This window comes from Bradyrhizobium sp. Leo78, from assembly GCF_059512425.1.
In genome coordinates, this window is sequence record NZ_JCAMOT010000024.1 from 38,366 (window position 1) to 63,069 (window position 24,704).

28 protein-coding genes are annotated in these 24,704 nt (G+C 63.2%); 11 read left to right on the plus strand and 17 right to left on the minus strand.

All coding sequences use genetic code 11. From position 1 onward, the window contains the following. The 3 genes from AC5ZG1_RS26900 to AC5ZG1_RS26910 all read right to left on the minus strand — a co-directional run bounded on the left by AC5ZG1_RS26900 (window position 1) and on the right by AC5ZG1_RS26910 (window position 2,288). Complete coding sequence (locus AC5ZG1_RS26900) at window positions 1-543, minus strand: SRPBCC family protein (RefSeq protein ID WP_496134570.1); 543 nt, start codon at window positions 541-543, stop codon at window positions 1-3. Window positions 544-699: 156 nt separating this feature from the next. Then, window positions 700-1,491 (minus strand): AAA family ATPase, encoded by a 792-nt coding sequence (locus AC5ZG1_RS26905; RefSeq protein WP_496134571.1) that lies wholly within the window; start codon window positions 1,489-1,491, stop codon window positions 700-702. A gap of 14 nt (window positions 1,492-1,505) precedes the next feature. Then, window positions 1,506-2,288: an AAA family ATPase gene (locus AC5ZG1_RS26910; RefSeq protein WP_456644341.1), complete on the minus strand. Its 783-nt coding sequence runs from the start codon at window positions 2,286-2,288 to the stop codon at window positions 1,506-1,508. Between the two features lie 92 nt (window positions 2,289-2,380). On the opposite strand from AC5ZG1_RS26910, the gene AC5ZG1_RS26915 reads away from it, so the two are divergent. Then, entirely contained in the window at window positions 2,381-2,719 is a 339-nt protein-coding gene (locus AC5ZG1_RS26915; protein WP_496134572.1) for a hypothetical protein, read from the plus strand. A gap of 954 nt (window positions 2,720-3,673) precedes the next feature. On the opposite strand, the gene AC5ZG1_RS26920 is transcribed toward AC5ZG1_RS26915, so the two are convergent. The 3 genes from AC5ZG1_RS26920 to AC5ZG1_RS26930 all read right to left on the minus strand — a co-directional run bounded on the left by AC5ZG1_RS26920 (window position 3,674) and on the right by AC5ZG1_RS26930 (window position 6,721). Then, window positions 3,674-4,540 (minus strand): PCC domain-containing protein, encoded by an 867-nt coding sequence (locus AC5ZG1_RS26920; protein ID WP_130226359.1) that lies wholly within the window; start codon window positions 4,538-4,540, stop codon window positions 3,674-3,676. A 2-nt stretch (window positions 4,541-4,542) separates the two neighbouring features. Continuing rightward, window positions 4,543-6,183, minus strand: a complete 1,641-nt coding sequence (locus tag AC5ZG1_RS26925) for an acyl-CoA synthetase (protein WP_496134573.1) — start codon at window positions 6,181-6,183, stop codon at window positions 4,543-4,545. A gap of 133 nt (window positions 6,184-6,316) precedes the next feature. Next, on the minus strand, window positions 6,317-6,721 hold the full coding sequence (locus tag AC5ZG1_RS26930; protein ID WP_028165573.1) for an SPW repeat protein: 405 nt from the start codon (window positions 6,719-6,721) through the stop codon (window positions 6,317-6,319). A 212-nt stretch (window positions 6,722-6,933) separates the two neighbouring features. Here AC5ZG1_RS26930 and AC5ZG1_RS26935 point away from each other — a divergent pair, with 212 nt between their 5' ends. Further along, window positions 6,934-7,212, plus strand: coding sequence for a GNAT family N-acetyltransferase (locus tag AC5ZG1_RS26935; RefSeq protein WP_456644345.1), 279 nt, complete (start codon window positions 6,934-6,936; stop codon window positions 7,210-7,212). Between the two features lie 17 nt (window positions 7,213-7,229). Further along, window positions 7,230-7,502, plus strand: coding sequence for a GNAT family N-acetyltransferase (locus tag AC5ZG1_RS26940; RefSeq protein WP_028165575.1), 273 nt, complete (start codon window positions 7,230-7,232; stop codon window positions 7,500-7,502). Window positions 7,503-7,517: 15 nt separating this feature from the next. Here the strand turns inward: AC5ZG1_RS26940 and AC5ZG1_RS26945 are convergent, their stop codons facing one another. Next, window positions 7,518-8,309 (minus strand): fumarylacetoacetate hydrolase family protein, encoded by a 792-nt coding sequence (locus AC5ZG1_RS26945; RefSeq protein WP_456644346.1) that lies wholly within the window; start codon window positions 8,307-8,309, stop codon window positions 7,518-7,520. Window positions 8,310-8,397: 88 nt separating this feature from the next. Beyond that, window positions 8,398-8,793, minus strand: a complete 396-nt coding sequence (locus AC5ZG1_RS26950) for a DUF3597 domain-containing protein (RefSeq protein ID WP_456644347.1) — start codon at window positions 8,791-8,793, stop codon at window positions 8,398-8,400. 297 nt (window positions 8,794-9,090) lie between these two features. On the opposite strand from AC5ZG1_RS26950, the gene AC5ZG1_RS26955 reads away from it, so the two are divergent. Together AC5ZG1_RS26955 and AC5ZG1_RS26960 are read left to right on the plus strand one after the other, a co-directional pair. Beyond that, on the plus strand, window positions 9,091-9,999 hold the full coding sequence (locus AC5ZG1_RS26955) for a DUF2189 domain-containing protein (protein WP_496134574.1): 909 nt from the start codon (window positions 9,091-9,093) through the stop codon (window positions 9,997-9,999). A gap of 215 nt (window positions 10,000-10,214) precedes the next feature. After that, on the plus strand, window positions 10,215-11,027 hold the full coding sequence (locus AC5ZG1_RS26960) for a lytic murein transglycosylase (protein ID WP_496134575.1): 813 nt from the start codon (window positions 10,215-10,217) through the stop codon (window positions 11,025-11,027). A 152-nt stretch (window positions 11,028-11,179) separates the two neighbouring features. On the opposite strand, the gene AC5ZG1_RS26965 is transcribed toward AC5ZG1_RS26960, so the two are convergent. Further along, window positions 11,180-11,443 (minus strand): hypothetical protein, encoded by a 264-nt coding sequence (locus tag AC5ZG1_RS26965; RefSeq protein WP_028165580.1) that lies wholly within the window; start codon window positions 11,441-11,443, stop codon window positions 11,180-11,182. A gap of 832 nt (window positions 11,444-12,275) precedes the next feature. On the opposite strand from AC5ZG1_RS26965, the gene AC5ZG1_RS26970 reads away from it, so the two are divergent. From AC5ZG1_RS26970 to AC5ZG1_RS26985, 4 genes are all read left to right on the plus strand, one after another. Then, window positions 12,276-12,428, plus strand: coding sequence for a DUF1127 domain-containing protein (locus AC5ZG1_RS26970; protein WP_080663824.1), 153 nt, complete (start codon window positions 12,276-12,278; stop codon window positions 12,426-12,428). A 126-nt stretch (window positions 12,429-12,554) separates the two neighbouring features. Further along, window positions 12,555-13,988 (plus strand): methylenetetrahydrofolate--tRNA-(uracil(54)-C(5))-methyltransferase (FADH(2)-oxidizing) TrmFO, encoded by a 1,434-nt coding sequence (trmFO, locus tag AC5ZG1_RS26975; protein ID WP_496134576.1) that lies wholly within the window; start codon window positions 12,555-12,557, stop codon window positions 13,986-13,988. A 3-nt stretch (window positions 13,989-13,991) separates the two neighbouring features. Continuing rightward, window positions 13,992-15,095 (plus strand): serine/threonine protein kinase, encoded by a 1,104-nt coding sequence (locus AC5ZG1_RS26980; RefSeq protein WP_496134577.1) that lies wholly within the window; start codon window positions 13,992-13,994, stop codon window positions 15,093-15,095. Window positions 15,096-15,170: 75 nt separating this feature from the next. After that, window positions 15,171-15,446 (plus strand): DUF1488 family protein, encoded by a 276-nt coding sequence (locus tag AC5ZG1_RS26985; protein WP_130226368.1) that lies wholly within the window; start codon window positions 15,171-15,173, stop codon window positions 15,444-15,446. 9 nt (window positions 15,447-15,455) lie between these two features. On the opposite strand, the gene AC5ZG1_RS26990 is transcribed toward AC5ZG1_RS26985, so the two are convergent. From AC5ZG1_RS26990 to yajC, 5 genes are read right to left on the minus strand one after another with little or no spacing between them, the layout of a single operon-like run. Next, window positions 15,456-16,322, minus strand: a complete 867-nt coding sequence (locus AC5ZG1_RS26990) for a phytoene/squalene synthase family protein (protein WP_496134578.1) — start codon at window positions 16,320-16,322, stop codon at window positions 15,456-15,458. Continuing rightward, complete coding sequence (locus AC5ZG1_RS26995; RefSeq protein ID WP_028165585.1) at window positions 16,319-16,702, minus strand: Mth938-like domain-containing protein; 384 nt, start codon at window positions 16,700-16,702, stop codon at window positions 16,319-16,321. Before AC5ZG1_RS26995 ends, AC5ZG1_RS26990 begins: the two co-directional genes overlap by 4 nt. Before the next feature lie 4 nt (window positions 16,703-16,706). Next, window positions 16,707-17,732 (minus strand): protein translocase subunit SecF, encoded by a 1,026-nt coding sequence (secF, locus tag AC5ZG1_RS27000; protein ID WP_496134579.1) that lies wholly within the window; start codon window positions 17,730-17,732, stop codon window positions 16,707-16,709. Window positions 17,733-17,742: 10 nt separating this feature from the next. Next, window positions 17,743-19,347: a protein translocase subunit SecD gene (gene secD, locus AC5ZG1_RS27005; protein WP_496134580.1), complete on the minus strand. Its 1,605-nt coding sequence runs from the start codon at window positions 19,345-19,347 to the stop codon at window positions 17,743-17,745. Between the two features lie 38 nt (window positions 19,348-19,385). Then, entirely contained in the window at window positions 19,386-19,748 is a 363-nt protein-coding gene (yajC, locus tag AC5ZG1_RS27010) for a preprotein translocase subunit YajC (RefSeq protein WP_028165588.1), read from the minus strand. A gap of 183 nt (window positions 19,749-19,931) precedes the next feature. On the opposite strand from yajC, the gene AC5ZG1_RS27015 reads away from it, so the two are divergent. Beyond that, a complete protein-coding gene (locus tag AC5ZG1_RS27015; RefSeq protein ID WP_456644354.1) occupies window positions 19,932-20,903 on the plus strand; it encodes an ATP-binding protein in 972 nt (323 codons plus the stop codon). A 141-nt stretch (window positions 20,904-21,044) separates the two neighbouring features. Here the strand turns inward: AC5ZG1_RS27015 and AC5ZG1_RS27020 are convergent, their stop codons facing one another. Continuing rightward, window positions 21,045-22,439 carry a peptidoglycan DD-metalloendopeptidase family protein gene (locus AC5ZG1_RS27020; protein ID WP_496134581.1) on the minus strand — a complete coding sequence of 465 codons (1,395 nt, stop codon included), beginning with the start codon at window positions 22,437-22,439 and terminating at the stop codon, window positions 21,045-21,047. A 110-nt stretch (window positions 22,440-22,549) separates the two neighbouring features. Beyond that, entirely contained in the window at window positions 22,550-23,200 is a 651-nt protein-coding gene (locus AC5ZG1_RS27025) for a protein-L-isoaspartate(D-aspartate) O-methyltransferase (protein ID WP_496134582.1), read from the minus strand. Window positions 23,201-23,489: 289 nt separating this feature from the next. On the opposite strand from AC5ZG1_RS27025, the gene AC5ZG1_RS27030 reads away from it, so the two are divergent. After that, complete coding sequence (locus tag AC5ZG1_RS27030; protein WP_028165592.1) at window positions 23,490-23,867, plus strand: response regulator; 378 nt, start codon at window positions 23,490-23,492, stop codon at window positions 23,865-23,867. Between the two features lie 58 nt (window positions 23,868-23,925). Here AC5ZG1_RS27030 and surE read toward each other — a convergent pair whose 3' ends face one another. Then, on the minus strand, window positions 23,926-24,693 hold the full coding sequence (surE, locus tag AC5ZG1_RS27035) for a 5'/3'-nucleotidase SurE (protein ID WP_028165593.1): 768 nt from the start codon (window positions 24,691-24,693) through the stop codon (window positions 23,926-23,928). Window positions 24,694-24,704: the final 11 nt, after the last annotated feature.

A 24,704-nucleotide genomic window follows, 5' to 3' on the forward strand; every position in this document is an offset into this window, starting at 1 on the left:
TCAGCTTCCGCTCTCGACCTTCTTCTTCAGCGCCTCAAGCCCTGAACGATAAAGCCCGCTCACCGCCTTCACCGCGGCCTCATCGTTCAACTCAGGTGGCGGGTCGTTGTTGGGATAGCCGCGATAAAAGGCGCCGGCCCACTCCAGAACGCTGCCCTTGCCGTCGGCCCCTGGCGATATCGTCAAGGTCGAGGAATAGTTGGTGACCGGCAGCACCTTCACGTCAACAGCCGTAATCCGGTACGAATAGCTCAACTTCTCGGCGTCGTATTTGTAGAGCTCCTCGTCGAGCGTGCCGCCGCTCGCAAGCGTCAGCCGCCGCGTGGCGCCGATCTCGTTGCCTTTCTCACCTTCGGTCTTGCTGACCGGCTGCAGCCAGCTCATGTCCTGAAAATTCCCGATCACTGCCCATACCTTTGCAGGCGGCGCGCTGATCTCGATTGATTCCCGCACCTTTTGCCGGGTCGGTCCATGGGCCCAAGCCGCCCCTACCACAGCCAGCGCCGCCACCACGGCTCCCACCTTCGCGATCGTCACTCTCATGTCGTTTCCCCATTTATCTTATCTTGGCGGCCCGCAGGCGCGCGGGCTGCCATATCGTAAGGCATTTTCAGACCAAACGCGGCTGGTTTGTGGCGCGGGCGGGAGCGGTGCTGGACCAGAAAGACGAGCGCCCCGCGGGTCAGCGCCCTGCTCGCCTCACTCCTCGATCGCCGCCTCGACGAACCCATGGGGATCATCGCAGAACTCGCGCATGACCCTGTAATGATCCGTGTCCTTCACGTTCACCGGCTCGAGTCCGTATTTCGACAATCGCAACAGCGTCGCATTTGGATAGGCCATCAGGATCGGCGAATGCGTGGCCATGATGATCTGGCATTGGCCAGTCTCGTCCATCCGGCGCATCAGCTTCAGGAATTCGATCTGGCGCGAGGGCGACAGCGCGGATTCCGGCTCGTCGAAGATGAAGATGCCCTGACGCTGGCAGCGTTCTTCGAAGAAATAGAGGAAGCCCTCCGCGTGGGAATAGGAGAGATAGTCGGGTGCCGATTGCCTGGCCTGCCCGCCAAGCAGTTGTTCAGCTTCCTGCGCGGCGCGATCCAGGTGTCTTGCGACCGAAAAGAACGTCTCTGCCCTGAAAAACCAGCCGTAGTTGACCTTGGGTAACCAGCCGGCATGCAGGGCAACCGAAAGATCTTCGCCGGTCACTTCGATGGCGTCGGAATGATCGACCAACCTGTGTCCCTTGCCGCCCCCACCGCTGTCGAATCCGGCAAGCGCTGCGATGCCTTCGAGGATGGTCGATTTGCCGGTCCCGTTCTCGCCGGCGATGATGGTGATGGCGGACTCGAAACTCAGATCGAACTCGTCCCTGAAAATGGGAAGGCAGAATGGATAGGCGTCCCAATCCGGAACGAGGGAGCGATCGAGCCAGACCCGCTTCAGATAAGGCGCAGGAAGATTGATCGTGCGGTTTCGCTTTCGGCCCATGTCGCCGCCCCCCTCTATTCCGCGATTGCCGCGTTCACGAAGCCCTTCGGATCCGCGTAGAACTCGCGCATCACCTTGTAGTGGTCGGTCTGCTCGACGGTAACAGGCTCGAGCCCGTATTTCGTCAGCCGGAGCAGCGTTGCGTTGGGATAGGCCATCAGCACCGGCGAATGCGTGGCCATCAGCACTTGGCAATGTCCTGTTACGTCCATGCGGCGCAGCAGTTTCAGGAATTCGATCTGGCGCGCAGGCGACAGCGCCGATTCCGGCTCGTCGAAGATGAAGATGCCCTGACGCTGGCACTGCTCGTTAAAGAAACGCAAAAAGCCTTCGCCGTGAGAATGGGAGAGGAAGTCTGGAGGGATGCCGCGACCCACTCCCGGAATAAATTCGTTGTTGACCTCGTCCAGATATCTCGCAACCGAAAAGAAGCTTTCCGCCCGGAAGAACCAGCCATTGGTGATTTTCGGCAACCAGCTTGCGCGAAGCGCGGTCGACAATTGCCCGCCCATCTTCTCGATCGCCTTCGAGTGATCGACCGGCATGTAGCCATTTCTGCCGCCGGCCTCGTCGAAGCCGGCCAGCACCGCTATACCTTCCAAGAGCGTCGACTTGCCGGTGCCGTTCTCGCCCACGATGATGGTGATCGCACGATCGAAGCTCAGCTCGAAGTCATCCCGCAGTAATGGCAGGCAGAACGGATAAGCCTCCCGGTCCGTGATGCGGGACGGATCGAGCCAGACGCGCCTGAGGTAGGGCGCCGGCAGATTGATCGTTCGGCTTCTTCGCGAGGCCATGGGCGCACCTAACAACCGACGCAGTTCAGAGCTTCAATCCCGGGATGATTATCTGGCACAGATCACGGAACACAACAAGAACGATCCTGCCGATGAGCGTCCGCCGCGCGCCGAGCGCCACCTACGCTCTTTTCCGCAAAGCCATTCTCGGCGAGCAGCAGGTCGTCTGCACTTACGAGGGCCGGCCGCGCGAGCTTTGCCCGCACATCATCGGCACCAACAAATCAGGCGAAGAAGTCGTGCTGGCCTGGCAGTTCGCCGGCGAGAGTTCAGGCATGCTCCCGCAATGGCGCTGCCTGCGGCTCGCCAATGTGCGCGATGCCCGCCTGCCCAAAGGACGCTGGCACGAAGGCGGCTCGCATCGCACCGAGCAGACCTGCGTCAGCAACATCGATCTCGACATCAACATCCACGTCCGCAAGCGGCGGTAAGGATGTTTGCGTCCTAGCCGCCCGCGCAACGCCAGACCCTCATGGTGAGGAGCGCGCAGCGCCTCTCGAACCATGAGGCCCCGGTCCCGCCCCGCGGCCCATCCTTCGAGACGCCTGCTTCGCAGGCTCCTCAGGATGAGGGCGGAGCTGGTGGTAACCAGTAGCGGATTTCTCGTGAACGAAAATTCTCCTGCAATATCAACGTGATTTGCCTCGTCCAGTCGGCCCACGAAAAACATTCCGCTTCGTTCTCACCGCAAATCATCTTAGAAACCCCGCCGTCCCGCCTCCACTTGGAGGGGCGTATCGCGATCGTCACGGACGTTGGAAGCGGGATGCGATGGACGTGGCTGTGTCAGGCGCGCGCAAAGCGCCGGACGAATGGCGTAGCTGCGTACGGCGAAGTCGTGTGGTCCTGGCGCCCCGACGCTGGCGCTAAGCGCGCGAGCAGCAAGAGCTGCCGCGGGCGACGGTGGCAAGAAAGCCCGGTCACCGGGGAGAGTACGAAGTAAGCCGTAAAGCCGTCGCGCAGGGAAAGCCGGTGTGATCCCGGTTGAACCTGTGGTCCTACCCCCGTGCTTTTTGTTGCACGGGACCCATGGGTGCAATCGGCGCCCGGCTTTCCCTGCGCCCTCTGATCTCGAGGAGGGTGGAAAGTGAAGCAAACCTCGGACGCAATGCGCCGCGAGAACGCGGACGCACACCCTCTCTCAAACTCCAGCGTCATGCCCGCGAAGGCGGGCATCCAGTAACCCGCGGCCTCTCGGCTCAAGCACGATGGCCTCTGGAATACTGGATCGTCCAGTCAAGCCGGACGATGACAGCGGAGAGCTGTTTGAAATTTGAATCGGAATCGTAGGGTGGGTAGAGCGAAGCGAACCCGCCATGCGGCCGCTTGCTATGAAGTCGATGGATTTCGCTTCGCTCTACCCATCCTACAACGTCGGAGAGAGCCTACTCCTCGTCCAGCACTTCGAGCACGAGCTCCATCGTCATCAGCATTGGATTGTCGCCGCGCACCAATTTCCCTTCGGCGATGCCCCCGAGATAGTCGACCAGCGCGATCTCGAGCTCGGCTTCAAGTTGGCCATCGGCATCGGGAGCGATCGTGCCGGCTCGGACCGCGAGCTCGGTCGCGAACGGCACCACTGTGCGGCCATCGGTGAAGCAGGCACCGATGGTCGAACCGACGCCGCCATGCAGGCGCGCGTGCAGGATGCCATGCTGGCGGCAAAACTTCTCCAGCGCGCAGGCAAAATCCTGGTTCGGGCGCAGCCGCAGCGCAAAGGCGCGGCTGGCGGTCTCAGCACTGGTCGCCTGGCGCGGCACCGGGCCGAACAGTTTGAAATTGGTCTCGGCATCAGGCTCGGCGACAAACATCGCGCCATTGAGACCGAAGGCCTGCACCTCGAAAGGTTCGGCGACCACCGTCTCCTCCGGCAGCATATGGCCGCCGTTGAAGCGGCCGTCAGCCTCGGTCCACAATCCGTGGCAGTGGAAGAACGGCGCACCGTCGCGCTCGCCCAGCGTCATCGTGGCGAACTTGAGCCGGGTGATGCCATCAGGGCGAAATGTCTCGCTGTAGAATGCGGCGTTGGCGCCGGTCTTCGACAGTGCCGGCATCACGTAGGCGAACGGGCCGAGCGCGCCGCCGCTTGCGCTCAACACGCCGCCGGAAAACCCTTCCGCCGCGAAGCCGCGGCGCGCAGCTTCAAGCAGCGGAATGCCGGCCTGCAGCGTAAACGAAAACGCGCGCCCTCGCGCTTCGACCCATTGAATGCGCTCGCGCGCGATGGGACCCGGTTGGGCGATGCTGCGCATCGTCAGGTCTGCTTGGTGGAGATGTCGAGCAGCCCGCGCGCTTCCAGCTCATCGCGGATCAGGCGCTTGGGTATCTTGCCGTAGCCCGACTTCGGCAGCGCATCCCAGAAGAAGAAGCGCTTCGGCATCTTGTAGCGCGGCACCTTCGGCGCAAGATACGCGGCAAGCTCCGCCTCGCCGACCGCGCTGGCGCCCTCGCGCGCGACGCAGACGGCAACCCCGACCTCGCCCCAGAAGGGATCGGGCACGCCGAGCACCGCGACCTCGCCGACAGCCGGATGCGTCAGGATCTTCTCCTCGATCTCGCGCGGATAGATGTTGGAGCCGCCGGAGATGTACATGTCGGACGCGCGGCCGGTGATGTAGACAAACCCTTCCTCGTCCATGTGGCCGAGATCGCCGGTGCGAAACCAGCCGTCGCGAAACGCCTTCGCATTGGCTTCGGGGTTGTCGTAGTAGCCCGCGAACACTGCCGGGCCGATCACGCAGATCTCCCCGGTCTCGAACGGCTTCAATTCGTGTCCCTGGTCGTCCTGGATCGAGACCTGCATGCCGACGCGCTCAAAGCCGCAGGTGCCGATCCGCGCATGCGGGCCGTCCTCCGGATCGTGCAGCGCCGGCGGCAGCACGGTGATGTTGCCGGTGACCTCGCCAAGGCCGAAATACTGCACCAGCACAGCGCCGAGCTTCCGCATCGCCAGCTTCTGGTCCTCGCGATACATCGGCGCCCCCGCATAGATCACGTGACGCAGCGAGGAATGGTCGGACTGGTCGACGGCGGGATGCTCGACCATCATCTTCAGGATCGTCGGCACGGTGAAGAGATTGCTGACGCGATGCTGCTCGATCAGCCGGAATGTCTCGGCGATATCGAATTTCTCCGATGGCAGCAGGATGGTCGGCACGCCGCGCGCGGCCTGCATAAGCTGATGGATGCCGGCGCCATGCGACAGCGGCGCGACCACGATCGAGGCATCCTGCTCGCTCACGCCGGGCGTCAGGTCGGCGAGATGGTTTGTCACCACGAAGGCCATCTGACCATGGGTCAGCACGGCGGCCTTGGAGCGGCCGGTGGTGCCGGAGGTGAAGAAGAACCAGCAGGGATCGTCATGCTCGACCGCGACATTATCGACCTTCGCGCCGGCATGCGCCGCGATCGCGTCGCTGACGGTCCGCTCGCCAAAGCTCCCCTCCTCGCCGATCCGCCAGGTGAATTGCAGCGCCGGATTGGCGACGGCCGCGGCGTGCTCGGGAAAGTCGCCGTGGCAGAGGAAAGCCTTGGCGCCGGAGGCTGCGGCCAGATAGGCGACCTCGTCGGGCATCAGGCGGAAATTGGTCGGGACCCAGACCGCGCCGAGGCGGAAGGCGGCGAACATCGACCAGAACATCTCGTCGCAGTTCTTGGAGTGGACCAGGATGCGGTCACCCTTGCCGATGCCCCGCGCCGCCAGCTCAGCGGCAAGTACTGAGACGAGGCCATCGATCTCGCGCCACGTCCAGCTTCGGTCCTGCCAAATGAACCCTGCGCGATCGCCATGCCGGCGCGCATTCTGGGTCACGATATGCGCCAGGTTCATGACCCGGCGCGACATCCGCAACTGGCCGCCGCGCGGCGTGGCCGCGCTACCCGTCTCTCCGCTCATTTCCGTCCCATCGGGAATTTCATCACGCGGGGCTTCTCGCCACCCCTCTGCGGTTTATCGCCTCCGCACGGTGTTCGGCAAGGGCGGACCCGGCGCCTCCGGCTGCCCAGCCACCGCTCCGCGACGAGGGCGCTCACTGCGGATGGTCGGCGAGTTCCTGGTCGCTCCTGCCCCAGTCCTGCCAAAGCTGCAGCGCACCCAGCAGAACCACCAGCGCGCCGAGGATGCCGTGCCACACCTGCAGCAGGGTGTCGCCGGAATAGCCGAACAGGAACGGCGAAGCGATCAGCCAGCAGCCGAGCACGATGGCTGCCACCTCCTCCCAGCGCTGCAGGGCGACATATTCGAGCTGGGCCAGGCCGAACACCAGCATGCCAATCACGAAGGTGTTGAGGATCATGATGCTGCGGTCGGCGTCGACGACGTCGCGGCCGGCCTGCATCGGAAACCACGGCGAGACCACGATCAGCACGCCGAGCAGCATGCCGAACCAGTCCTCCCAAGGTCTATGGGTGCTAAAGAAACGCTTATCCGACATGGTAGACCTCCCTGGAAAAGAGGCATACGTCAGCAGCCAGCGATTATGACATTGCAGGACCAAACGACCATCTGGCCGCTTCGGGGCGTATGTCTTGAAAAAAACCTAGGCCGGTTATGATCGGCTTGCAAGGCGGGCGATTGCCATTTCGCGGGACAACCACGGGGCGATGCCGCGATGCAAACAACGGGAATGAGATAATGGATGGACGTGTGAACGAAGCCGTAGTCAACAACCCCGGGCGCAAGCGCTACGAGCTCGCGGCCGACGGACATATTGCCGCGACCTACTACGAGAAAGCGGATGGTGTGATCACCTTTATCCACACCGAAGTGCCGCCGGCGCTCGGCGGCAAGGGTATCGGCTCAAAGCTGATCCGCGGCGCGCTGGACCAGGTGCGCGCCGAGGGCTTGAAGGTGATCGCGCAATGCCCGTTCGTGAAGGCCTTCATCGAGAAACACGCGGATTACCAGGATCTGCTGAAACACTGAAAGCGTAGACATCAGACATGACATCGGTCCGCAATAACAGCGCACAAAGCCGCTTCGAACTCGACGTCGAAGGCGGCGTCGCCTTCGCAAACTACCGCGCGACGCCGTCGGCCATCATCATCACCCACACCGAGACGCCGCGTGCGCTGCGCGGCCGCGGCATCGCCTCCGAACTCGTCAAGGGCGCGCTGGAATTGATCCGCGCCGACGGCCACAAGGTGATCGCCGGCTGCGGCTTTGTCGTCGACTATCTCAGCAAGCACCCCGAATATCGGGATCTCGTGGCGTGAGAGTCGGGCGGCCTGCTACACGATCCGGATTGACACGTCCGGCAGGCCCTCGAGCTTGCACAGCAGCACGTCGCCCTTGACCACCGGGCCGACATTTTCCGGCGTGCCGGAATAGATGATGTCGCCAGCCTTCAGCTCGAAGGCTTCCGACAGTTTTGCGATCTGCTCGGCGACGCTCCAGATCATGTTCCGCAGGTCCGAGTTCTGCCTGACGGTGCCGTTGACCGCGAGCGAGATTGCGCCTTTGGTGAAATGTCCGGTCTTGGAAGCCGGATGGATCGGGCCGATCACGGCAGCGTGGTCAAAGCTCTTGCCGATCTCCCACGGCTTCTTTTCCGCGGCCATGCCGTTCTGCAGGTCGCGGCGGGTCATGTCGAGACCGAGCGCATAGCCGTAGACGTGATCCAGCGCGTTGTCGGCGGCAATGTTGGTGCCGCCGGATTTCAGCGCGGCGACGAGTTCGACCTCGTGATGATAGTTTTTCGTCAGCGACGGATAGGAATGATCGGCAACTGTCCCGATCGCAACATTCTGGATCGCATCGGTCGGCTTCTGGAAGAAGAACGGCGGCTCGCGCGTCGGATCGGAGCCGCGCTCGATCGCATGCGCGGCATAGTTGCGGCCGATGCAATAGATGCGGCGGACCTGGAATACCTCGGTCTCGCCGACAATCGGGATCGTCGTCGCCGTCACCGGAAACATCGCCTTCGGCCCAGCCTGCGCCTCAGCGGACGTAGCCTGCGCAGCCGTTCCCGCCAGCGCGAGCGCGCCGGTGGCCAGCATGGTCCTGCGATTGATCGTAGTCATGGGCGTTTCTCCTTCGTTGTTGTTAGCTGGGGTCAAAAAAAGGCCCGCGACGATCGCGGGCCTTCGAATCCTAAGTACGAGCGTCGCCTTAGTGCTTGATTTCCGGCGGCAGCTTGCCGCCATTGGCGGCAAGCTTGGTCATCACCTGCTTGTGCAGCCAGATGTTCATGCTCGCGGAATCATTGGTGTCGCCGGTGTAGCCAAGCTCCTTGGCAAGCTCCTTGCGCGCGGACAGGCTCGAATCGATGTCGAGCGCCTTCATCAAGTCGACGATCGATGTGCGCCACTCGAGCTTCTCCTTCTTCGCGGCGACGGCCGCATCCAAAATCGGAGCGACGTCGACGCTCTGCGCAGGCGCTGCAGCCGTGGCAGTCGGCGAGGCCCCGGCGGCGGGCGCGCTCCCCGTAGGCGCACCGCTAGCCGGCGCCGCAGTCGCTGTGCTGCTGCCGAAGATCGAGCTCATGATCTTTCCGAAAATGCTCATCGTTCACTCCAAAAAACTTGAGATGTGGTGTCAGGTGGTTCTCTCGGGGCTCTTTTCGACCGGCAGCACCCGCCGGGGTCGCAAAATGATTTTACCCGGACCAGCCAAGGTTGCCAATGCGACATTCACCGAAGCGTGAGCGCGTCTGTCCCGGTTTGGGAGTACCGTGGGATCTCAGTTCGCGACATGGCCGGTTGGGTGTCTTCGCGTCTGGCCTGTTCGTGATCGCTTAGGAGACGGCACGTCGTGCCCTCGCTGGCGGGCACAGAAATGCGGCCGCGCAGGGAGACAATGACTATGGCGACCTATCACGACAATGTCACATCATTGACGCAGAACGGACAGGAAGTCGCGATTGCGCCCGAGATTCGCATCATCGGTCTTGGCGATCTGCATCGCGCCCTGCAGCTCGGCTGGGAGGATTTCAAGGCCGTGCCAAGCCACGCCGTCATCTTGTGCGTGGTCTATCCGGTGTTGGGCCTGGTGCTTGCCCGCGTCGTGCACGGCTATTCCGTGCTGCCGCTATTGTTCCCGTTGGCCGCGGGCTTCGCCATGCTCGGCCCATTCGCGGCGATCGGTCTCTATGAACTCAGTCGCCGTCGTGAAAATGGCGAAGAACCTTCTGCATGGGACGCGATCGAGATCGTCCGCTCGCCGTCATTCGGCGCCATGCTTGGATTAGGCACGCTGCTGTTCGCACTGTTCGTGACCTGGATCGCCACGGCGCAGGCCATCTACGTCTCGGCATTCGGTTATGCGACGGCTGCGGGGATTCCCGACTTCTTCACGCAGGTGCTGACGACAACGCAAGGCTGGTGGTTGATCCTGGTCGGCTGCGGCGTCGGCTTCCTCTTCGCCCTGCTCGCGCTTTGCATCAGCGTGGTGTCGTTCCCGATGATGCTCGACCGTCACGCCACGACCGGTGAAGCCATAGTCACCTCGCTGCGCGCGGTCGCGCGCAATCCGCTACCAATGGCCGCCTGGGGCCTGATCGTTGCGGCATTGCTGGTGCTGGGAACGCTGCCTTTCTTCCTCGGCCTCGCCGTTGTCATTCCCCTGCTCGGCCATGCCACCTGGCATCTCTACCGGCAGGTGATCGTTCCCGATCCCAATGTGCGACCGCTCCCGCCGCGCTCGCGCGAGCGCAAGCCTGCCGCCGACTTCCCCGCCAACCTGTTCCCAGGGCGGCGGAAGGACAGCTCGTAGATCTTCGGCAAATCCATTCATCTCCGGCCTGGTGCGCGAGCACCGGATCGGAGATGCGCAGGGGCCAGCTCCAAAATATGTTATCGCCCCGGCATGATGGATTGACTTGCTCGCGTAACGCCCAGAAGCCTTGTTTTGGCCGCTGTTGCCGCAAACATTTTGGTAGCGTTTCGAGATTAGTGTCGATGGTGCGTCGACATGGAGTGAATGATTTCATGAGCTTTCGCTTTTCCCTCCGGACTGCGCTGGGAGCCCTGCTCCTGACTCTCAGCACGCCTTCGTTCGCCGCGCCCTGCGGCAGCGGCTCGTTCGATACGTGGCTGGACGACTTCAAGAAGGAGGCGGCGTCGAAGGGGATTTCGCAGTCCGCGATCCAGGTCGGCCTGAACGGGGTCACGCTCGACAAGAACGTGCTCACGCGCGACCAGTCGCAGAAGGTGTTCAGTCAGACTTTCGAGGAATTCTCGGGACGCATGGTGCCGCCCCGCCTCACCCGTGGCGCCAACATGATGAAGCAGTACGGCTCGGTGCTGTCCCGCATCGAGGAGGCGTATGGCGTGCCAGGCGAAGTGCTGGTGGCGATCTGGGGACTGGAGACCGATTTCGGCGTCAACATCGGCAAATTCCCGACGATGCGGGCGCTGGCGACGCTCGCCTATGATTGCCGCCGCTCCGATATGTTCAGGGCCGAGCTTCTGGATGCGCTCCGCATCATCGAGCGCGGCGATGTCCCTGCGCAGGAACTGCGCGGCGCATGGGCCGGCGAGATCGGCCAGACCCAGTTCATGCCGTCGAACTACATCAAATTCGCAGTCGATTTCGACGGCAATGGCCGCCGCGATCTCCTGCACAGCGCGCCCGATGTGCTGGCCTCGACCGCGAATTTCTTCGCCAACCATGGCTGGCAACGCGGCAAGAATTGGGAGCCAGGCAATCCGAACTTCGCGGTAATCCAGCAATGGAACAAGAGCGAGGTTTACGCCCGGACCGTCGCCTATTTTGCCACCCAGCTTACCCGAGCGCCCTAAAGCGTTTGCGGGCGAAGCATGCCCTCGGACTTGATCCGAGGGTGGACGCCGGTTCGCGTCAAGCAAACGCGTCAAAAAGAAATCTGACGCCCCTCTGTCTTTAAGGAGCCGATCGCCGCAGGACGATCGGCACCTTCGAGAAGCCTTGCCTCCTACTTCGCCTCGCCCGCGTGCATGGCCTTGTTCAGATGCGCCGCGCACACGCCCATCTTGCCACCGAGCAGAGCGTCCTGGGCTTGGGCAATCTCCTTTTGCGCCACGATTTTGCCTGGACCGTCCGCCATGTTCTCGACCATGGATTCAGTCTTGGTGAGATTGTCGCCGCTGCAGCCGGCGCTCACCTTGGCGGCGTGGGCAGGAATGGCCGCGTAAGCAATGGCAGCCATCGCAGTCGCTGCAATCAGTTTGTTGCGCATAGTATTTTCCCCATTTCCGTCTTCTTTGAACGGAAGCCGACGTCATTGCCGGAATCCGTGACAGCGATTGTTCGCTCATCATCGAAAAGTTCAGAATGAATTCCGCGCGATAGAGATGTGATCGACGCTGCGAGCAAAGCACGCATGCGTTGCATCGATTTTTCATTACAGCCCGGTAAGGAAACGCCGCGTAAGAGATCGTTGCCGCTCGCCCGGTGCGACGTGCCGTCTCCTCTCCTCACGAAACCGAATTCCCGCGGACCGGGAACTGCGGGTTCAGCGTCGGCAACGAGCCCTTCGTGCGAACATCCTTGGGTGACTACGCTGAGGGGTGGACGGTCTGCCAGACGATGATCCTGCGCCTGGCTTCGGGCGCTCGGTCCGACCGCCAACTCCTAAGATGGCGAAGAAATGTTCTTCTAAATCTGCCCCAGAAGAAATGATTTTTATTTCATTTCTAAGAGACGCATGCGAATCACGCATGAGAAGCGAGCCCTTGCGAGTTGACCTCCGCATGACGCCAACCGGGTTTCAACGTTTGATTTCGGCACTGATGGCAACGATATGCTTTAGGGGCGACAGAGATGCTATTCTTATAACAAGCCAGTGATTTTACGGGCCTTTTCTGATCTCCGACAGGCCTCACACCCGGGGCGCCCGCGCCTTCTCGGGCAGCCCCATGAAGGGTTAATCGACCCTTACTTTGTCATGCATTTTTCACTTAGCTGCATCGCAACATAAGCGCTACCGCACCGCATCAACTCAACTTATGTTCACTTCATCAACGATGACGCGTGCCGAAACGCTGAATCGTAATTTCTAGGAGACTACCATGTTACTCTCGCTCATCCGCATGATCCGGGCTTTCCGGGATTATCAGCGTAATGTTGCCGAGCTGTCGCAGCTTAGCGATCGCGAGCTGGCGGACATCGGCCTCGATCGCTCCGATATCCCGCGCGTCGCCTCTGGGCACTACAACGGCTGATCGTTTGTCAGCCCATCAATGAACGGATAACGCCCGCTGCTTTACGCGGGCGTTCTCGTATTCTCTCCCCAGTTTCTCTGCCCGGTTTCAGATGCGCTCGCGGAAAAAACGCGCTAACCCTGCGCGATGACTGCGACCAAACCTTTTCCAGATCCTGTCCACATCATCGGCGCCGGCCTTGCCGGTTCCGAAGCCGCTTGGCAGGTGGCGAGCGCCGGCGGGCGCGTGGTGCTGCACGAGATGCGCCCGCAACGGATGACCGAGGCCCATCGCACCGATGGCCTTGCCGAGCTCGTCTGCTCCAATTCCTTCCGCTCCGACGACGCCGCCAACAACGCGGTCGGCCTGCTGCATGCCGAGATGCGCCGGCTCGGCTCGCTGATCATGCGCGCCGCCGATACCAACCAGGTGCCCGCCGGCGGGGCACTGGCGGTCGATCGCGAGGGGTTCTCCACGGCGGTCACCAAGGCCCTCAACGACCATCCCCTGATCGAGATTCGCCGCGAGGAGATCGCGGGCCTACCGCCCGCCGAATGGCGCAATGTGATCGTTGCGACAGGCCCCCTCACCTCGGCTCCGCTGGCGGGCGCCATCCGCGAGCTCACCGACGAAAGCGCGCTCGCCTTCTTCGATGCCATTGCGCCGATCGTGCACAAGGACTCCATCGACATGAACGTGGCGTGGTTCCAGTCGCGCTACGACAAGGTCGGCCCAGGCGGAACCGGCGCCGACTACATCAACTGCCCGATGACGAAGGAGCAGTATGACGCGTTCGTCGACGCGCTGCTGGCCGGCGAGAAGGTGGACTTCAAGGACTGGGAGACCAACACCCCCTATTTCGACGGCTGCCTGCCGGTCGAGGTGATGGCCGAGCGCGGGCGCGAGACGCTGCGGCACGGTCCGATGAAGCCGGTTGGCCTCACCAATCCTCACGATCCCACAACAAAGCCTTACGCGATCGTACAGCTTCGCCAGGACAACAAGCTCGGCACGCTCTACAACATGGTCGGCTTCCAGACCAAGCTGAAGCACGGCGCCCAGCAGCGCGTGTTCCGCACCATTCCGGGTCTCGAGCATGCCGAATTCGCCAGGCTCGGCGGATTGCACCGCAACACCTTCCTGAACTCGCCCAAGCTTCTGGATTCACAACTACGGCTGCGCGCCGAGCCGCGATTGCGCTTCGCCGGCCAGATGACCGGCTGCGAAGGTTATGTGGAGTCCGCCAGCATCGGCCTGCTCACCGGCCTCTATGCCGCAGCGGACGCTCGCGGCCATTCGCTGGCGCCGCCGCCTTCGACCACGGCGCTTGGCGCGCTGCTCGGCCACATCACCGGCGGCCATATCGAGACCATCGACACGGGTCCGCGCTCGTTCCAGCCGATGAACATCAATTTCGGCCTGTTCCCGCCGCTGGCCAGCCCGCCAACGAAGAAATCCGACGGCACGCGGCTCCGCGGCAACGAGAAGACGGTAGCGAAGAAGCAGGCGATGTCCGCCCGCGCGCTTGCCGATCTCGACCGCTGGATATCGGAGCATTTGCACGTCGCGGCGGCGGCTTGAGCCATGAGCTTGCCGAAACACGACGCCGCCACCCTGTCGGCGCGATGGCGCGAAGGAGTCCTGCTCAAGCGCGACGTGTTCTCGACCGTCGAGCGCGGCCGTTTCCGCATCGAGACCGGCGAAACCGATGCGGTGCTGCGCCGACTCGACCTGGTGCCGTTCTGGTCGTTTCCACTGGCGCTGCACCTGTTTTCGCGCGAGCGGCGCGCGCTGTCGCTGGCGCGCGACCTCGACGTCGGACCGAAAATGCTGTGGGCGGGACAACGCGCGCTGGTACGCGGGTTCATCGACGGCGTGGCGCTGCACTTGGCCAAGCCACATGGCGATGTCGCCTATTTCCGCTCGGCCAAGGATGCGCTGCGCAGACTGCACCGCGCCGGCATCTGCCACAACGATCTCGCCAAGGAGCAGAACTGGCTGGTCGGCCGCAACGGCCGCGCCTATCTCACCGATTTCCAGCTCGCCGCCTGCTTCAAGCGCCGCAGCCGTCTGTTCCGCATCGCGGCCTATGAGGACTTGCGGCACCTGCTGAAGCACAAGCGCAGCTATGCGCCGGAGGCGCTGACCCCGAAGGAACGCAAGATCCTCGCACGCAAGTCCGTCGTCGCCAGCGTCTGGCTCAAGACCGGCAAGAAGGTCTACCAGGCGATCACCCGCGGACTCTTCAATTTCACCGATCGCGAAGGCGGCGGCCGGCGGCTGGTCAATGACGCGCCGGTCCTGATTGATCTGATCCGGAAGAACCCTGAAGTGCGCGACACCGCGATCGTCGCTTTCGCCGACCGCCGCGTCGGCGTCGGGCTCTATGCCTTTGTGGAAGCCGACGAGGCCGCGCTGGAGAAGAAGCTGCGCAACACGCTTGCCTCAGCCAAGGGCGTCAAGCCGCCCGAGCATATCCAGGTCGTCCATGCGCTGCCGCGCGATGCCGCGGGCAAGCCGCGCACCGAGATATTGCAGCTCGTGGCGATGAACCAGATCGACCTGATCGAGCCGATGATGCAGAACGAGACCGACCGCGCCTTCCTCAAGGACATCCTTGAGCAGCGCAAGAATCTTCGCGACCGATTCAATTTCGAGGTCGCGGAAATGGATCGGCTGACGCGGTAACCGTTCGGCATCGCCACCTCGACAATGCCATCGTTGCGAAGCACCTTTGGAATCGATCCCAAGGAGAGTGCTTCAATGCCGCTGACGCGTGGCAAGATTGGCGGACATGATTCCGAACGGCTCGCATTCACGTTCACGATGTTGAACGACGGCGAAGCCGTGGAGTGTCAGATCAGCGACGCCGCGATGGACGAGCTTGCGGGAACGCGCGGCACACCGAGCATCGCGCGGCAGGGGCAGTTTGTGTCGCTGCGCGACGAGATCGAGAAGATCGCGTCCGGCCTGTTCGATGCCGGCCCGGTCGTGAAAGGCCGCACGATCAGGATCTTCACCAAGCACATCGGCAAGTAATGCGCGGTGTTAGCCGCCGAACTCCCGTCGCCGCGACGCCCGCCACGTGGTCCACAGGACCCGCAGCCGTGATGTGACCTGCAGGGCGAAGGGATTGCTGCCGGCCCGCGATATCCGCGCGAGATCGCGCTCGGCCAGCGCCAATGGCAGGAAGATCGGCCGCGTCGCCGGCGGGACCGTCGGCAGCAGCGAGAACGCGGTCTTCAGATGACTGCTCGCCTCACTGATGAGCTGGTCGATCGCCGCGCGCAGTTGGGGCGTCTGCTTGCCGGAGAACACGTCTTCGATTCCGCCGCCGTGCTGCTCAAGGAACTGCAGTGGCAGGAACAATTGCCGCCGCGAAGCATCGCGCGGCAATGCGGCGATCACTTGCGCGATACCTTGCGCGAGCCCGGCGTGCTGTGCGAGGTGATCGATCTCCTCGGAGGGTTGGGCCATCACGCGCGCAGCGAGCGAGAACAGCGCCGAGGCGGTCTCGTTGAGATAGCCCTCGAGCGCCGCCATCGACGGCATCGGATCGTTGTAGAGATCGAACTGGTGCTCCTCGACCAGCCGCGACAGCGGCTCAACGGGCAGCCGGAAATTCCTGATCGCGAGCAGCAGTTCCGCAGCCACCGGGTTGCCTTCGACGCTGCCATGGCCGCTGCCTGCGAGCATGTCGGTCCACCATTGCAGGCGTATCTCGCCGGGCAAGGGTTGGCTGACCAGCTCATGAACGCGGGAAATTTCGGCGTTGAAGCCGTAGATCGCGAGCAGCGCGCGGCGTTCGCGCGCCGGCACGAACAGCGTGGAGGCATAGCGCGCGAAATCATGCGTGCGCACCAGGTCGGCGCAGAATGCCGCGGCGTCCGTGCGGCCGGACCCGGACTCGGTCATGGCACCGCAATCAGCGCCGCCGCCACCCGCCGACGCTCGCCCAACATGATGTTGTAGGTGCGGATCGCAGGCCCCGTCTGCATCGTATCCAACACCACATGCACCGCGCGCAAGGCATCCCGCAGCGCCTTGGGCGCTATCCATACTTCGGTGCCGGTGCCGACGATCAGCGTGTCGATGATGTTGGCCTTCGCGAACACACGTTCGAGCGAGTATCGGTCGATCTGCTGCGGCGTCGTCACCGGCCAGGCCCAGATGCCATCGGGCAGGCAGAGCAGCGAGCCCCGATGCGACATGTCGGCAAAGGCGAAGCCGCCCTTGCCGTAGGCCTCGATCGGCGCCGACCTCGGAAGATGTGGAGCGTCCGAGGATTGAGCCATGGAGCTACTTCTTGACCGCTGCTTCCGGCTTCTTGGCCGGCGTTTCCGGCGCGTCGCCGCGTACGGTGCCCACGCCGAGATAGATCAGGATCGGCGCCGCGATGAAGATCGAGGTGTAGGTGCCGACCAGCACCACGCCGAACATCATCACCGCAGTGAAGCTGTGGATGGCGTTGCCACCAAACAGCAGCAGCGCCAGCAGCGCGAGCGTCACGGTGACGTGGGTGATGATCGAGCGCGACAGCGTCGAGTTGATCGATTCGTTGAGGAGCTGCGGCATCGGCATCTTCTTGTAACGCCGCAGCATCTCGCGGATCCGGTCGTAGATCACGACCGTATCGTTGAGCGAATACCCGAGAATCGTCAGCAGCGCGGCGATACTGGTGAGGTCGAAATCGACCTGCGAGACCGACATGAAGCCGATCGTCAGCACGATATCGTGGACGTTGGCGATCATGGCGCCGAGCGCGAACTGCCATTCGAAGCGGAACCAGAGATAGATCAGGATGCCGACGATCGCGACCATCAGGCCGAGCATGCCGTAAGCCAGCAGTTCGCCGGAGACGCGCGGGCCCACCACCTCGACGCGGCGATACTCGACGGAATCGCCGAGCGCGCCGCGGACCTTCTGCACGGCCTCCTGCTGCGCGCTGTCGCCACCGGGCTGCTCCGCGACGCGGACCAAGACGTTGGCCGGACCGCCGAACTGCTGCAACTGGACCTCACCGAGGTTCAAGGTGCTGAGCGTGGCGCGCATCGCGGCGATAGCGGCATTGCCGGATTTGGCCTGCACTTCCAGCAGCGTGCCGCCCCGGAAGTCGATGCCGAAATTCAGGCCGTGGGTGAAGAACAGCGTGATCGCGATGATCGAAAGCACCGCCGAGATCGGGAAGCTGATGCGGCGGAAACGCGTGAAATCGAAATGCGTGTTGTCCGGGACGATGCGCAGCGGCGGCAGGATGCCGAGCGCGGCGACGACGGTCAGCACGGCGATCAGGATGCCAAGGCCGATGAGAACGTAATGAGTCACAATGGGCCTCTCAGATCGGCACGGTCTTTTGCGGCCGCTTCCACCACACCCACCACGCGACGATCAGCCGCGTGAGCGTAAACGCGGTGAAGACCGTGGTAATGATGCCGATCCCGAGCGTGACGGCAAAGCCGCGCACCGGGCCGGTACCGATGTAGAACAGCACCGCAGCGGCGATGAAGGTGGTGATGTTGGAGTCGAGAATGGTCGCAAGCGCACGCTTGAAGCCGGCATCGATCGCCGAGATCGCGTTGCGCCCGCCCCGCAATTCCTCGCGGATACGCTCATAGATCAGCACGTTCGAGTCCACCGCGATGCCGACCGTGAGCACGATGCCGGCGATGCCGGGCAGCGTCAGCGTGGCGTTCAAAAGCGACAACAGGCCAAAGATCATCGCGACGTTGACGGCCACGGCGATGTTGGCGAACACGCCGAACAGCCGATACGTCAGAAGCATGAACACGATGACCAGGATCGAGCCTACATAGGCCGCCAGTTCGCCCTTCTCGATCGAATCCTGGCCGAGCCCCGGCCCGACCGTGCGCTCCTCGATCACGGTCAGCGGCGCCGGCAGCGCGCCGGCCCGCAACAGGATCGCGAGATCGTTGGCGGACTGAACCGTGAAGCTGCCGGAGATCTGGCCCTGCCCGCCGGTGATCGGCTCGCGGATCACGGGCGCGGAGATCACCTCATTGTCGAGGATGATGGCAAAGGGCTGGCCGACATTCTCGGTCGTGGCTTGGGCGAATTTCCGCGCGCCCGAGGTATTGAAGCGGAAACTGACGATCGGCTCGCCGGTGCGCTGGTCGAATCCCGGCTGCGCGTCGGTCAGGTCGCCGCCGGAGACCAGCACCTGTTTCTTGACGACGTATGGGATCTTCGGCGTCGACGCGCTCATCAGCAGTTCGGAATCAGGCGGAACCCTGCCCTGCTGGGCCTGGTCGGGCGGCACCGAGGTGTCGACCATCCGGAATTCCATCTTCGCGGTCTTGCCGAGCAGTTCCTTCAGACGTGTCGGGTCCTGCAGACCCGGCACCTGCACCAGGATGCGGTCGGTGCCCTGGCGCTGGATCACCGGCTCGACGGTGCCAAGCTGGTTGACGCGGCGTTCGACGATCTGGATCGACTGCTCGATCGTCTGGCGGATGCGCTCGGTGATGGCAGCCTGCGGCACGGTCAGGCGGATCAGCCCGCCGCCCGCATCGGACACTTCGAGGCTGCGCTGGCCGCTGGAACCAAGCAAGCCGCCGAGCGGCTGCGAGAGCTCACGCAACTTGGAGAGCGCGGTCGGCAGGTCGGTATCGCGGCTGATCCGTACCTCCACGGCATCGTTGCGCGCGTTGAGACCGGTGTAGCCGATCTTGGCGTCGCGCAGCACGCGCCGCGCGTCGTCGCGGATCTGGTCGAGCTTCTCTTTCTTCACATAGTTGGAATCGACCTCGAGCAGCAGATAGGAGCCGCCCTGCAGGTCGAGGCCGAGCACCAGGCGCCGCTGCGCCCACCCCGGCCAGGTCTTGACCTGCGATTCCGGGAAAAAGTTCGGCACGGCGCAAAGGCACACCACGAGCGCCGTGAGGATGATCCCCAGCGCCTTCCACCGCGTGAAATACAACATCGCCTTGACCTGTCAGATCGAAAATTGCGGCGCGACGATCACTTCGCGGATGTCTCGTCCTTGGCCTCGGCTTTTTCCTTCGCCGGCTCGCCCTTGGTGCGCACGCCCGAGATCATCTGCCGCATCTGCCGCACGCGGACGCCATCGGAGATTTCGAACTCGATCTGGTCGTCGTCGACCACCTTGGTCACCTTGCCGACGAGGCCACCCGAGGTCACGATGGTGTCGCCGCGGCGAATGTTTTTGACGAGCTCGGCATGGTCTTTCACCTTCTTCTGCTGCGGGCGCAGAATCAGGAAGTACATGATCACGAAGATCAGGGCGAACGGCAGAAGCGACATCAACATGCTGTTGGCATCGCCGCCGGCTCCGGCCTGGGCAAACGCAGGAGTAATCAGCATTCGGACAATCCTCGTGAGACGGGAAAAGGACCGGCGACGCCTGGCGCGTCAAGCCCGGTCCGGGCAAATTCGCGCGGACTATAGCGGCGGCCGGCCCAATTGCAACGTTAACAGCCCCTCATTTAGGCCGCTTGCGGCAACCGCCAAGGCCCGTTAAAGGCTGCCCCCTCAGGAACTGCGCAAATGTCGAAAAAAGCCAAAAAATCAGCGCCTCGCGCCATGCCCAAACTGGCCTCCAAAGGCCCCCGCAAAACCGCGACAAAAGGTCCGGCAAGCGCGCCCAACGGCGACACCGCGGAGCGGATCGCGAACGCCCTGGAAGCGATCGCGCGCCACCTCTCCGCCGCCGCCCCGGCCTCCGATGCAAGCGAGCAGCTTGGTGCGGCCGATGCTTTCGTCTGGCATCCGGACGGACGGCTCTCGAACGTCGCCCGCGTCAGCCGCGTCGAGATCTTCCTGCTCAAGGGGATCGACCGGATGCGCGACATCCTGATCGAAAATACCGAGCGCTTTGCCAACGGGCTGCCCGCCAACAACGCGCTGCTCTGGGGCGCGCGCGGCATGGGGAAATCCTCGCTGGTGAAGGCCGCACATGCCAGCATCAATCTCGACCGCAAGCCCGCGGACCGGTTGAAGCTGATCGAGATCCATCGCGAGGATATCGAGAGCCTGCCCATGCTGATGGAAGTGCTGCGCGCCTCCGATTTCCGCTTCATCGTGTTCTGCGACGACCTCTCCTTCGACGGCAACGACGCCTCGTACAAGTCGCTGAAGGCGGTGCTGGAAGGTGGCATCGAGGGACGTCCCGAGAACGTCATCCTCTATGCCACGTCCAACCGCAGGCATTTGCTCGCGCGCGAGATGATCGAGAACGAGCGCTCCACTGCGATCAATCCCGGCGAAGCGGTCGAAGAGAAGGTCTCATTGTCCGACCGCTTCGGCCTGTGGCTCGGCTTCCACCGCTGCAGCCAGGATGAATACCTCGCCATGGTCAGAGGCTATTGCGACCATTTCGGCATCAAGGTCGATGGCGAGGAATTGGAGCGCGAGGCGCTGGAATGGTCGACCACCCGCGGCTCCCGCTCCGGCCGCGTCGCCTGGCAGTTCACGCAGGAATTGGCCGGCCGGCTTGGCGTGAGGCTAGCGGGCAAGTAAGGCGCCCAGCATGGCGCGCAGAGCAGGCCAAGATTTCGATCGTCCTACGCGGGGTTTCACCCGCGTATCCATCGATCTTCACAAAAGCGCTTTGTTCAAAGATGGATTGCCGGGTCAGGCCCGGCAATGACGAAGACGGCCTCACGCGCCGTTGAGGAATTGCAGCGGATCGACCGGCGATGATCCCTTGCGGATCTCGAAGTGAAGCTGCGGCGAGCTCACCTCTCCCGACTGGCCCGACTTGGCGATCACCTGGCCGCGCTTGATCGTATCGCCGCGCTTCACCAGCAGCTCACTGGCATGGGCATAAGCGGTGACGTAGCCGTTCGAGTGCCGCACCAGGACCAGGTTGCCATAGCCCTTCAATTCGTTGCCGGAATAGGCGACCACGCCATCCTCGGCGGCCTTCACCGGCGTGCCCTCGGGCACCGCGAGGTTGATGCCGTCATTGGATTTGCCGTTGGTCTTGGCGCCATAGCCGGTGATCACCTTGCCGCGGGCCGGCCAGCGGAAGGTCGGCAACGAGCTCGTGGTCTCGCTGGGCTTGACCGCCACCGGTTCCGCGGCCGGAGCAGGCGCTTCGACATTCGCCGCGGGCTGAACCAGCCGGGCGCTTTGCGGCTGGGCGGTCGCAACCACCTTCGATGCCGGAGCGGCTGGCGCGGCAGCGGGAGCCGGCGCAACTGCCGGCGCCGTGGGCGCGGCCGCAGCGGTCTTGGCGCCCGGGACGGTCAGCTTCATGCCTAGGCTGAGCCTGGCCGACTGATCGAGATGGTTGGCCTTGGCAAGCTCGGCCGGCGAGACGTGATGCTGGCGCGCGATGCTGTGCAGCGTGTCGCCCTTGTTGACGTAATGGACGCCTCCGACCGTGGCTGCGACCGCGACCGGCTTGCTTGCCGGCGGCGCCACGGCAGGTGCCGGCGCCGCCACAACGGCAGCCGGACGGGGGATGACAAGCTGCTGGCCGGGCGACAGCGCGCGCGGCCCTTTGTAGCCGTTGGCGCGCAGGATCTCGGCTGTCGAGACGTTGTAGCGCTTCGACAGCACTTCCAGCGTATCGCTGGTGCCGACGATGATCGTAGTGCCGCCATGGCCTGCGGGCGCGCGCGCCACCGACTGCGGCACGGCAGCAGTCGTCTCGAGACGTTGCTGCTGGGGCGCCTCAAGGCGCGGCGGTTGTTGTGGCGGCGCATAGGATGCCACGCCCCGCCCGCCCCCTGCTACGCCGGAGTTCGAGACCGGATAGGATTGCGGCGCAGCAACCGGCGGCGGCAGCGGCTGGGACTGATAGGGCTGGGACTGCGAATAGGGCGATTGCGGCCGCGCATATTGCGGCAACTCACGCCGCTCGACCGGCTGCTGCGGCACAGAGCCGGTCGCCTGGGGCTCGAAGGCGAAAGGATTGCTGGAATAAGAGTTTTGCGAGAAGCGCGTCGACATGTCGCCGCTGCACCCGGCAAAACCGACCGACATCAGCGCCAGCACCGTCACCTGCGGGACGCGGCGCGAGCGAAGCAACTCGACAAGAGCGGACATGGTTACTCACTCGTACGCAACAAAATACTGTTTTGAGTAAACACGTACCGAGTAAATAACCGCTTAACCTTCGGAATAAGGTATTGGCGCGAGGCAGCAATCCCCAGACTCTACAGTTCCCGCGCCACCCCCGGCAGGGCCGGCACGAAGCGCACGTCGACCAGTTCCTTGCGCTCGAAGCCGGTCTCGGTCCTGGTCACCCGCACCAAGGTCTGGGTACCATGGTGTGGGCCGACCGGCGCGATCAGGATGCCGCCGACCTCGAGCCGCTGCAAAAGCTTCTCCGGAATTTGCTCCATCGCGGCGGTGACGATGATGCGGTCGAAATCGCCGCCCCCGGCAGGCACGTCGAAGCCGTCGCCAAGCATGACCTCGATATTGTAGTAGCCGAGCTTCTCCAGCCGCTGGCGGGCCGTATCGGCCAATGTCCGATAGCGCTCGATGGTCAGCAAATGCTTGCACAGCCGCGAGAGGACCGCGGCATGGTAGCCGGAGCCGGTGCCGATCTCGAGCACCCGGTGCTCCCGGTTGAGTTGGAGCTGTTCGGTCATGTAGGCGACCACGAAGGGCTGGCTGATGGTCTGCCCGCAGGCAATGCCGAGCGCGCTGTCGCGGTAAGCATGGTCGCGGTCATTGGCCGCGACAAACCGCTCACGCGGCACCTCCTCCATCGCACGAAGCACCGACTGGTCGCTGATGCCGCGCCGCCGCAGCGCGAGCTGAAACATCATTTTCTCGGGCGGCTCAGATGTGCTGGCCATAGCGGGTCTCGTAAGCTTGCTGCGCGGCACGGTTGCCGAGCACGATCCTAACCGATTAATGCCACACCAACTCGAAATCCCGCGTTGAGGAAAATTTCCCTCACGATCGCGTTCCCTCCCCGGAACCATAGCCATGGCGCGGCGTTGGCGAGCAAGTATTTTTATTACCCATATGATCGGCAACGACGCATGATCGAGGCTCTGTGAGGCGAGCATGAGTGCGAACGTTTACGTTGCGCCTGCGGGAGATATTTGCGAACGTGGCGCAGGGACAGGCAAGGATTCCGACATGACTACCGCACGGCCTGAGGGCTGTTCTGTGTTTCTCGTCGAGGACGAGGTCATGATCCGGATGATGGTCGCCGACATGCTGGAAGAGCTGGGTCACAGCGTTGCGGCCGAGGCCGGGGAAATTTCAGAAGCGGTCAAGCTCGCGCAATCGACTGAGTTCGACCTCGCGATCCTCGACGTTAATGTCAACGGCAAGGTAATCACGCCCGTCGCCGAATTGATCAACGCGCGCAACCGCCCCTTCATTTTCGCGACCGGCTATGGCTCGTCAGGCCTGCCGGAGGAATATCGCGATCGGCCCGCGCTGCAGAAGCCATTCCAGCTTGAAACGCTCGCCCAACTGATCGACAGCACGCTGAAGAGCGCGCCGGTTTAGCATCGAATCCGTAGCCCGGATTGCGCTTCGCTTCATCCGGGCAACGAAGCTACGAACCCTATTTCAACGTCGACGTCAGCGTTTCCGAAAACGCTTCATCGGTGCGGTCAAGCCGCAGCGGTGTCACCGACACGTAGTGCGCCCTGAGCGCCGCGAGATCGGTGCCTTCCGCGGGCGTATCCATCATCGCCGTGCGCTCAAAGCCGATCCAGAAATATGGATTGCCGCGGCCGTCGCGGCGCTCGTCGATCTTCAGGAAACCGAGATTGCGCTTACCCTGCCGGGTAACGCGGATCCCCTTGACGTCGTCAGGCACGCAGGCCGGAAAATTGACATTGATCACCGTGTTCTTGGGGATGCCGGCATCCATCACCCTGCGCACGATGTCGGGGCCGAATTGCAGCGCGGTGTCCCAGAGCGGCTTTTCACGGGTCTCGATGCTGAATTCCTGCGACAGCGCGAACGACGGCAAGCCCAGAATGGTGCCCTCGAGCGCGCCGGCGATGGTGCCGGAATAGACCACGTCCTCGGCGACGTTGCGGCCCTTGTTGACGCCCGACAACACGAGATCCGGCAGTTTGGCCCCGAGGATATGGCGTGCGCCCATGATCACGCAGTCCGTCGGCGTACCCCTGACGGCGAAGTGCCGCGGGCCGATCTCGCGCAGCCGCAAGGGATCGTTCAGCGACAGGGAATGCGATACGCCGGACTGGTCGAGCTCGGGCGCCACGACCCAGACATCGTCGGACAAAGCGCGCGCGATCTGCTCGACGACCTTCAACCCGGGCGCGTGGATGCCGTCATCATTGGTGCAGAGAATTCGCATCCGTCAAAATG

Bases quoted from the DNA above. Each gene is read 5' to 3' on its own strand.
- AC5ZG1_RS26900 (WP_496134570.1), bottom strand. From the start codon at position 543: ATGAGAGTGACGATCGCGAAGGTGGGAGCCGTGGTGGCGGCGCTGGCT.
- AC5ZG1_RS26905 (WP_496134571.1), bottom strand. From the start codon at position 1,491: ATGGGCCGAAAGCGAAACCGCACGATCAATCTTCCTGCGCCTTATCTG.
- AC5ZG1_RS26910 (WP_456644341.1), bottom strand. From the start codon at position 2,288: ATGGCCTCGCGAAGAAGCCGAACGATCAATCTGCCGGCGCCCTACCTC.
- AC5ZG1_RS26915 (WP_496134572.1), top strand. From the start codon at position 2,381: ATGAGCGTCCGCCGCGCGCCGAGCGCCACCTACGCTCTTTTCCGCAAA.
- AC5ZG1_RS26920 (WP_130226359.1), bottom strand. From the start codon at position 4,540: ATGCGCAGCATCGCCCAACCGGGTCCCATCGCGCGCGAGCGCATTCAA.
- AC5ZG1_RS26925 (WP_496134573.1), bottom strand. From the start codon at position 6,183: ATGAGCGGAGAGACGGGTAGCGCGGCCACGCCGCGCGGCGGCCAGTTG.
- AC5ZG1_RS26930 (WP_028165573.1), bottom strand. From the start codon at position 6,721: ATGTCGGATAAGCGTTTCTTTAGCACCCATAGACCTTGGGAGGACTGG.
- AC5ZG1_RS26940 (WP_028165575.1), top strand. From the start codon at position 7,230: ATGACATCGGTCCGCAATAACAGCGCACAAAGCCGCTTCGAACTCGAC.
- AC5ZG1_RS26945 (WP_456644346.1), bottom strand. From the start codon at position 8,309: ATGACTACGATCAATCGCAGGACCATGCTGGCCACCGGCGCGCTCGCG.
- AC5ZG1_RS26950 (WP_456644347.1), bottom strand. From the start codon at position 8,793: ATGAGCATTTTCGGAAAGATCATGAGCTCGATCTTCGGCAGCAGCACA.
- AC5ZG1_RS26955 (WP_496134574.1), top strand. From the start codon at position 9,091: ATGGCGACCTATCACGACAATGTCACATCATTGACGCAGAACGGACAG.
- AC5ZG1_RS26960 (WP_496134575.1), top strand. From the start codon at position 10,215: ATGAGCTTTCGCTTTTCCCTCCGGACTGCGCTGGGAGCCCTGCTCCTG.
- AC5ZG1_RS26965 (WP_028165580.1), bottom strand. From the start codon at position 11,443: ATGCGCAACAAACTGATTGCAGCGACTGCGATGGCTGCCATTGCTTAC.
- AC5ZG1_RS26970 (WP_080663824.1), top strand. From the start codon at position 12,276: ATGTTACTCTCGCTCATCCGCATGATCCGGGCTTTCCGGGATTATCAG.
- trmFO (WP_496134576.1), top strand. From the start codon at position 12,555: ATGACTGCGACCAAACCTTTTCCAGATCCTGTCCACATCATCGGCGCC.
- AC5ZG1_RS26980 (WP_496134577.1), top strand. From the start codon at position 13,992: ATGAGCTTGCCGAAACACGACGCCGCCACCCTGTCGGCGCGATGGCGC.
- AC5ZG1_RS26985 (WP_130226368.1), top strand. From the start codon at position 15,171: ATGCCGCTGACGCGTGGCAAGATTGGCGGACATGATTCCGAACGGCTC.
- AC5ZG1_RS26990 (WP_496134578.1), bottom strand. From the start codon at position 16,322: ATGACCGAGTCCGGGTCCGGCCGCACGGACGCCGCGGCATTCTGCGCC.
- AC5ZG1_RS26995 (WP_028165585.1), bottom strand. From the start codon at position 16,702: ATGGCTCAATCCTCGGACGCTCCACATCTTCCGAGGTCGGCGCCGATC.
- secD (WP_496134580.1), bottom strand. From the start codon at position 19,347: ATGTTGTATTTCACGCGGTGGAAGGCGCTGGGGATCATCCTCACGGCG.
- yajC (WP_028165588.1), bottom strand. From the start codon at position 19,748: ATGCTGATTACTCCTGCGTTTGCCCAGGCCGGAGCCGGCGGCGATGCC.
- AC5ZG1_RS27015 (WP_456644354.1), top strand. From the start codon at position 19,932: ATGTCGAAAAAAGCCAAAAAATCAGCGCCTCGCGCCATGCCCAAACTG.
- AC5ZG1_RS27020 (WP_496134581.1), bottom strand. From the start codon at position 22,439: ATGTCCGCTCTTGTCGAGTTGCTTCGCTCGCGCCGCGTCCCGCAGGTG.
- AC5ZG1_RS27025 (WP_496134582.1), bottom strand. From the start codon at position 23,200: ATGGCCAGCACATCTGAGCCGCCCGAGAAAATGATGTTTCAGCTCGCG.
- AC5ZG1_RS27030 (WP_028165592.1), top strand. From the start codon at position 23,490: ATGACTACCGCACGGCCTGAGGGCTGTTCTGTGTTTCTCGTCGAGGAC.
- surE (WP_028165593.1), bottom strand. From the start codon at position 24,693: ATGCGAATTCTCTGCACCAATGATGACGGCATCCACGCGCCCGGGTTG.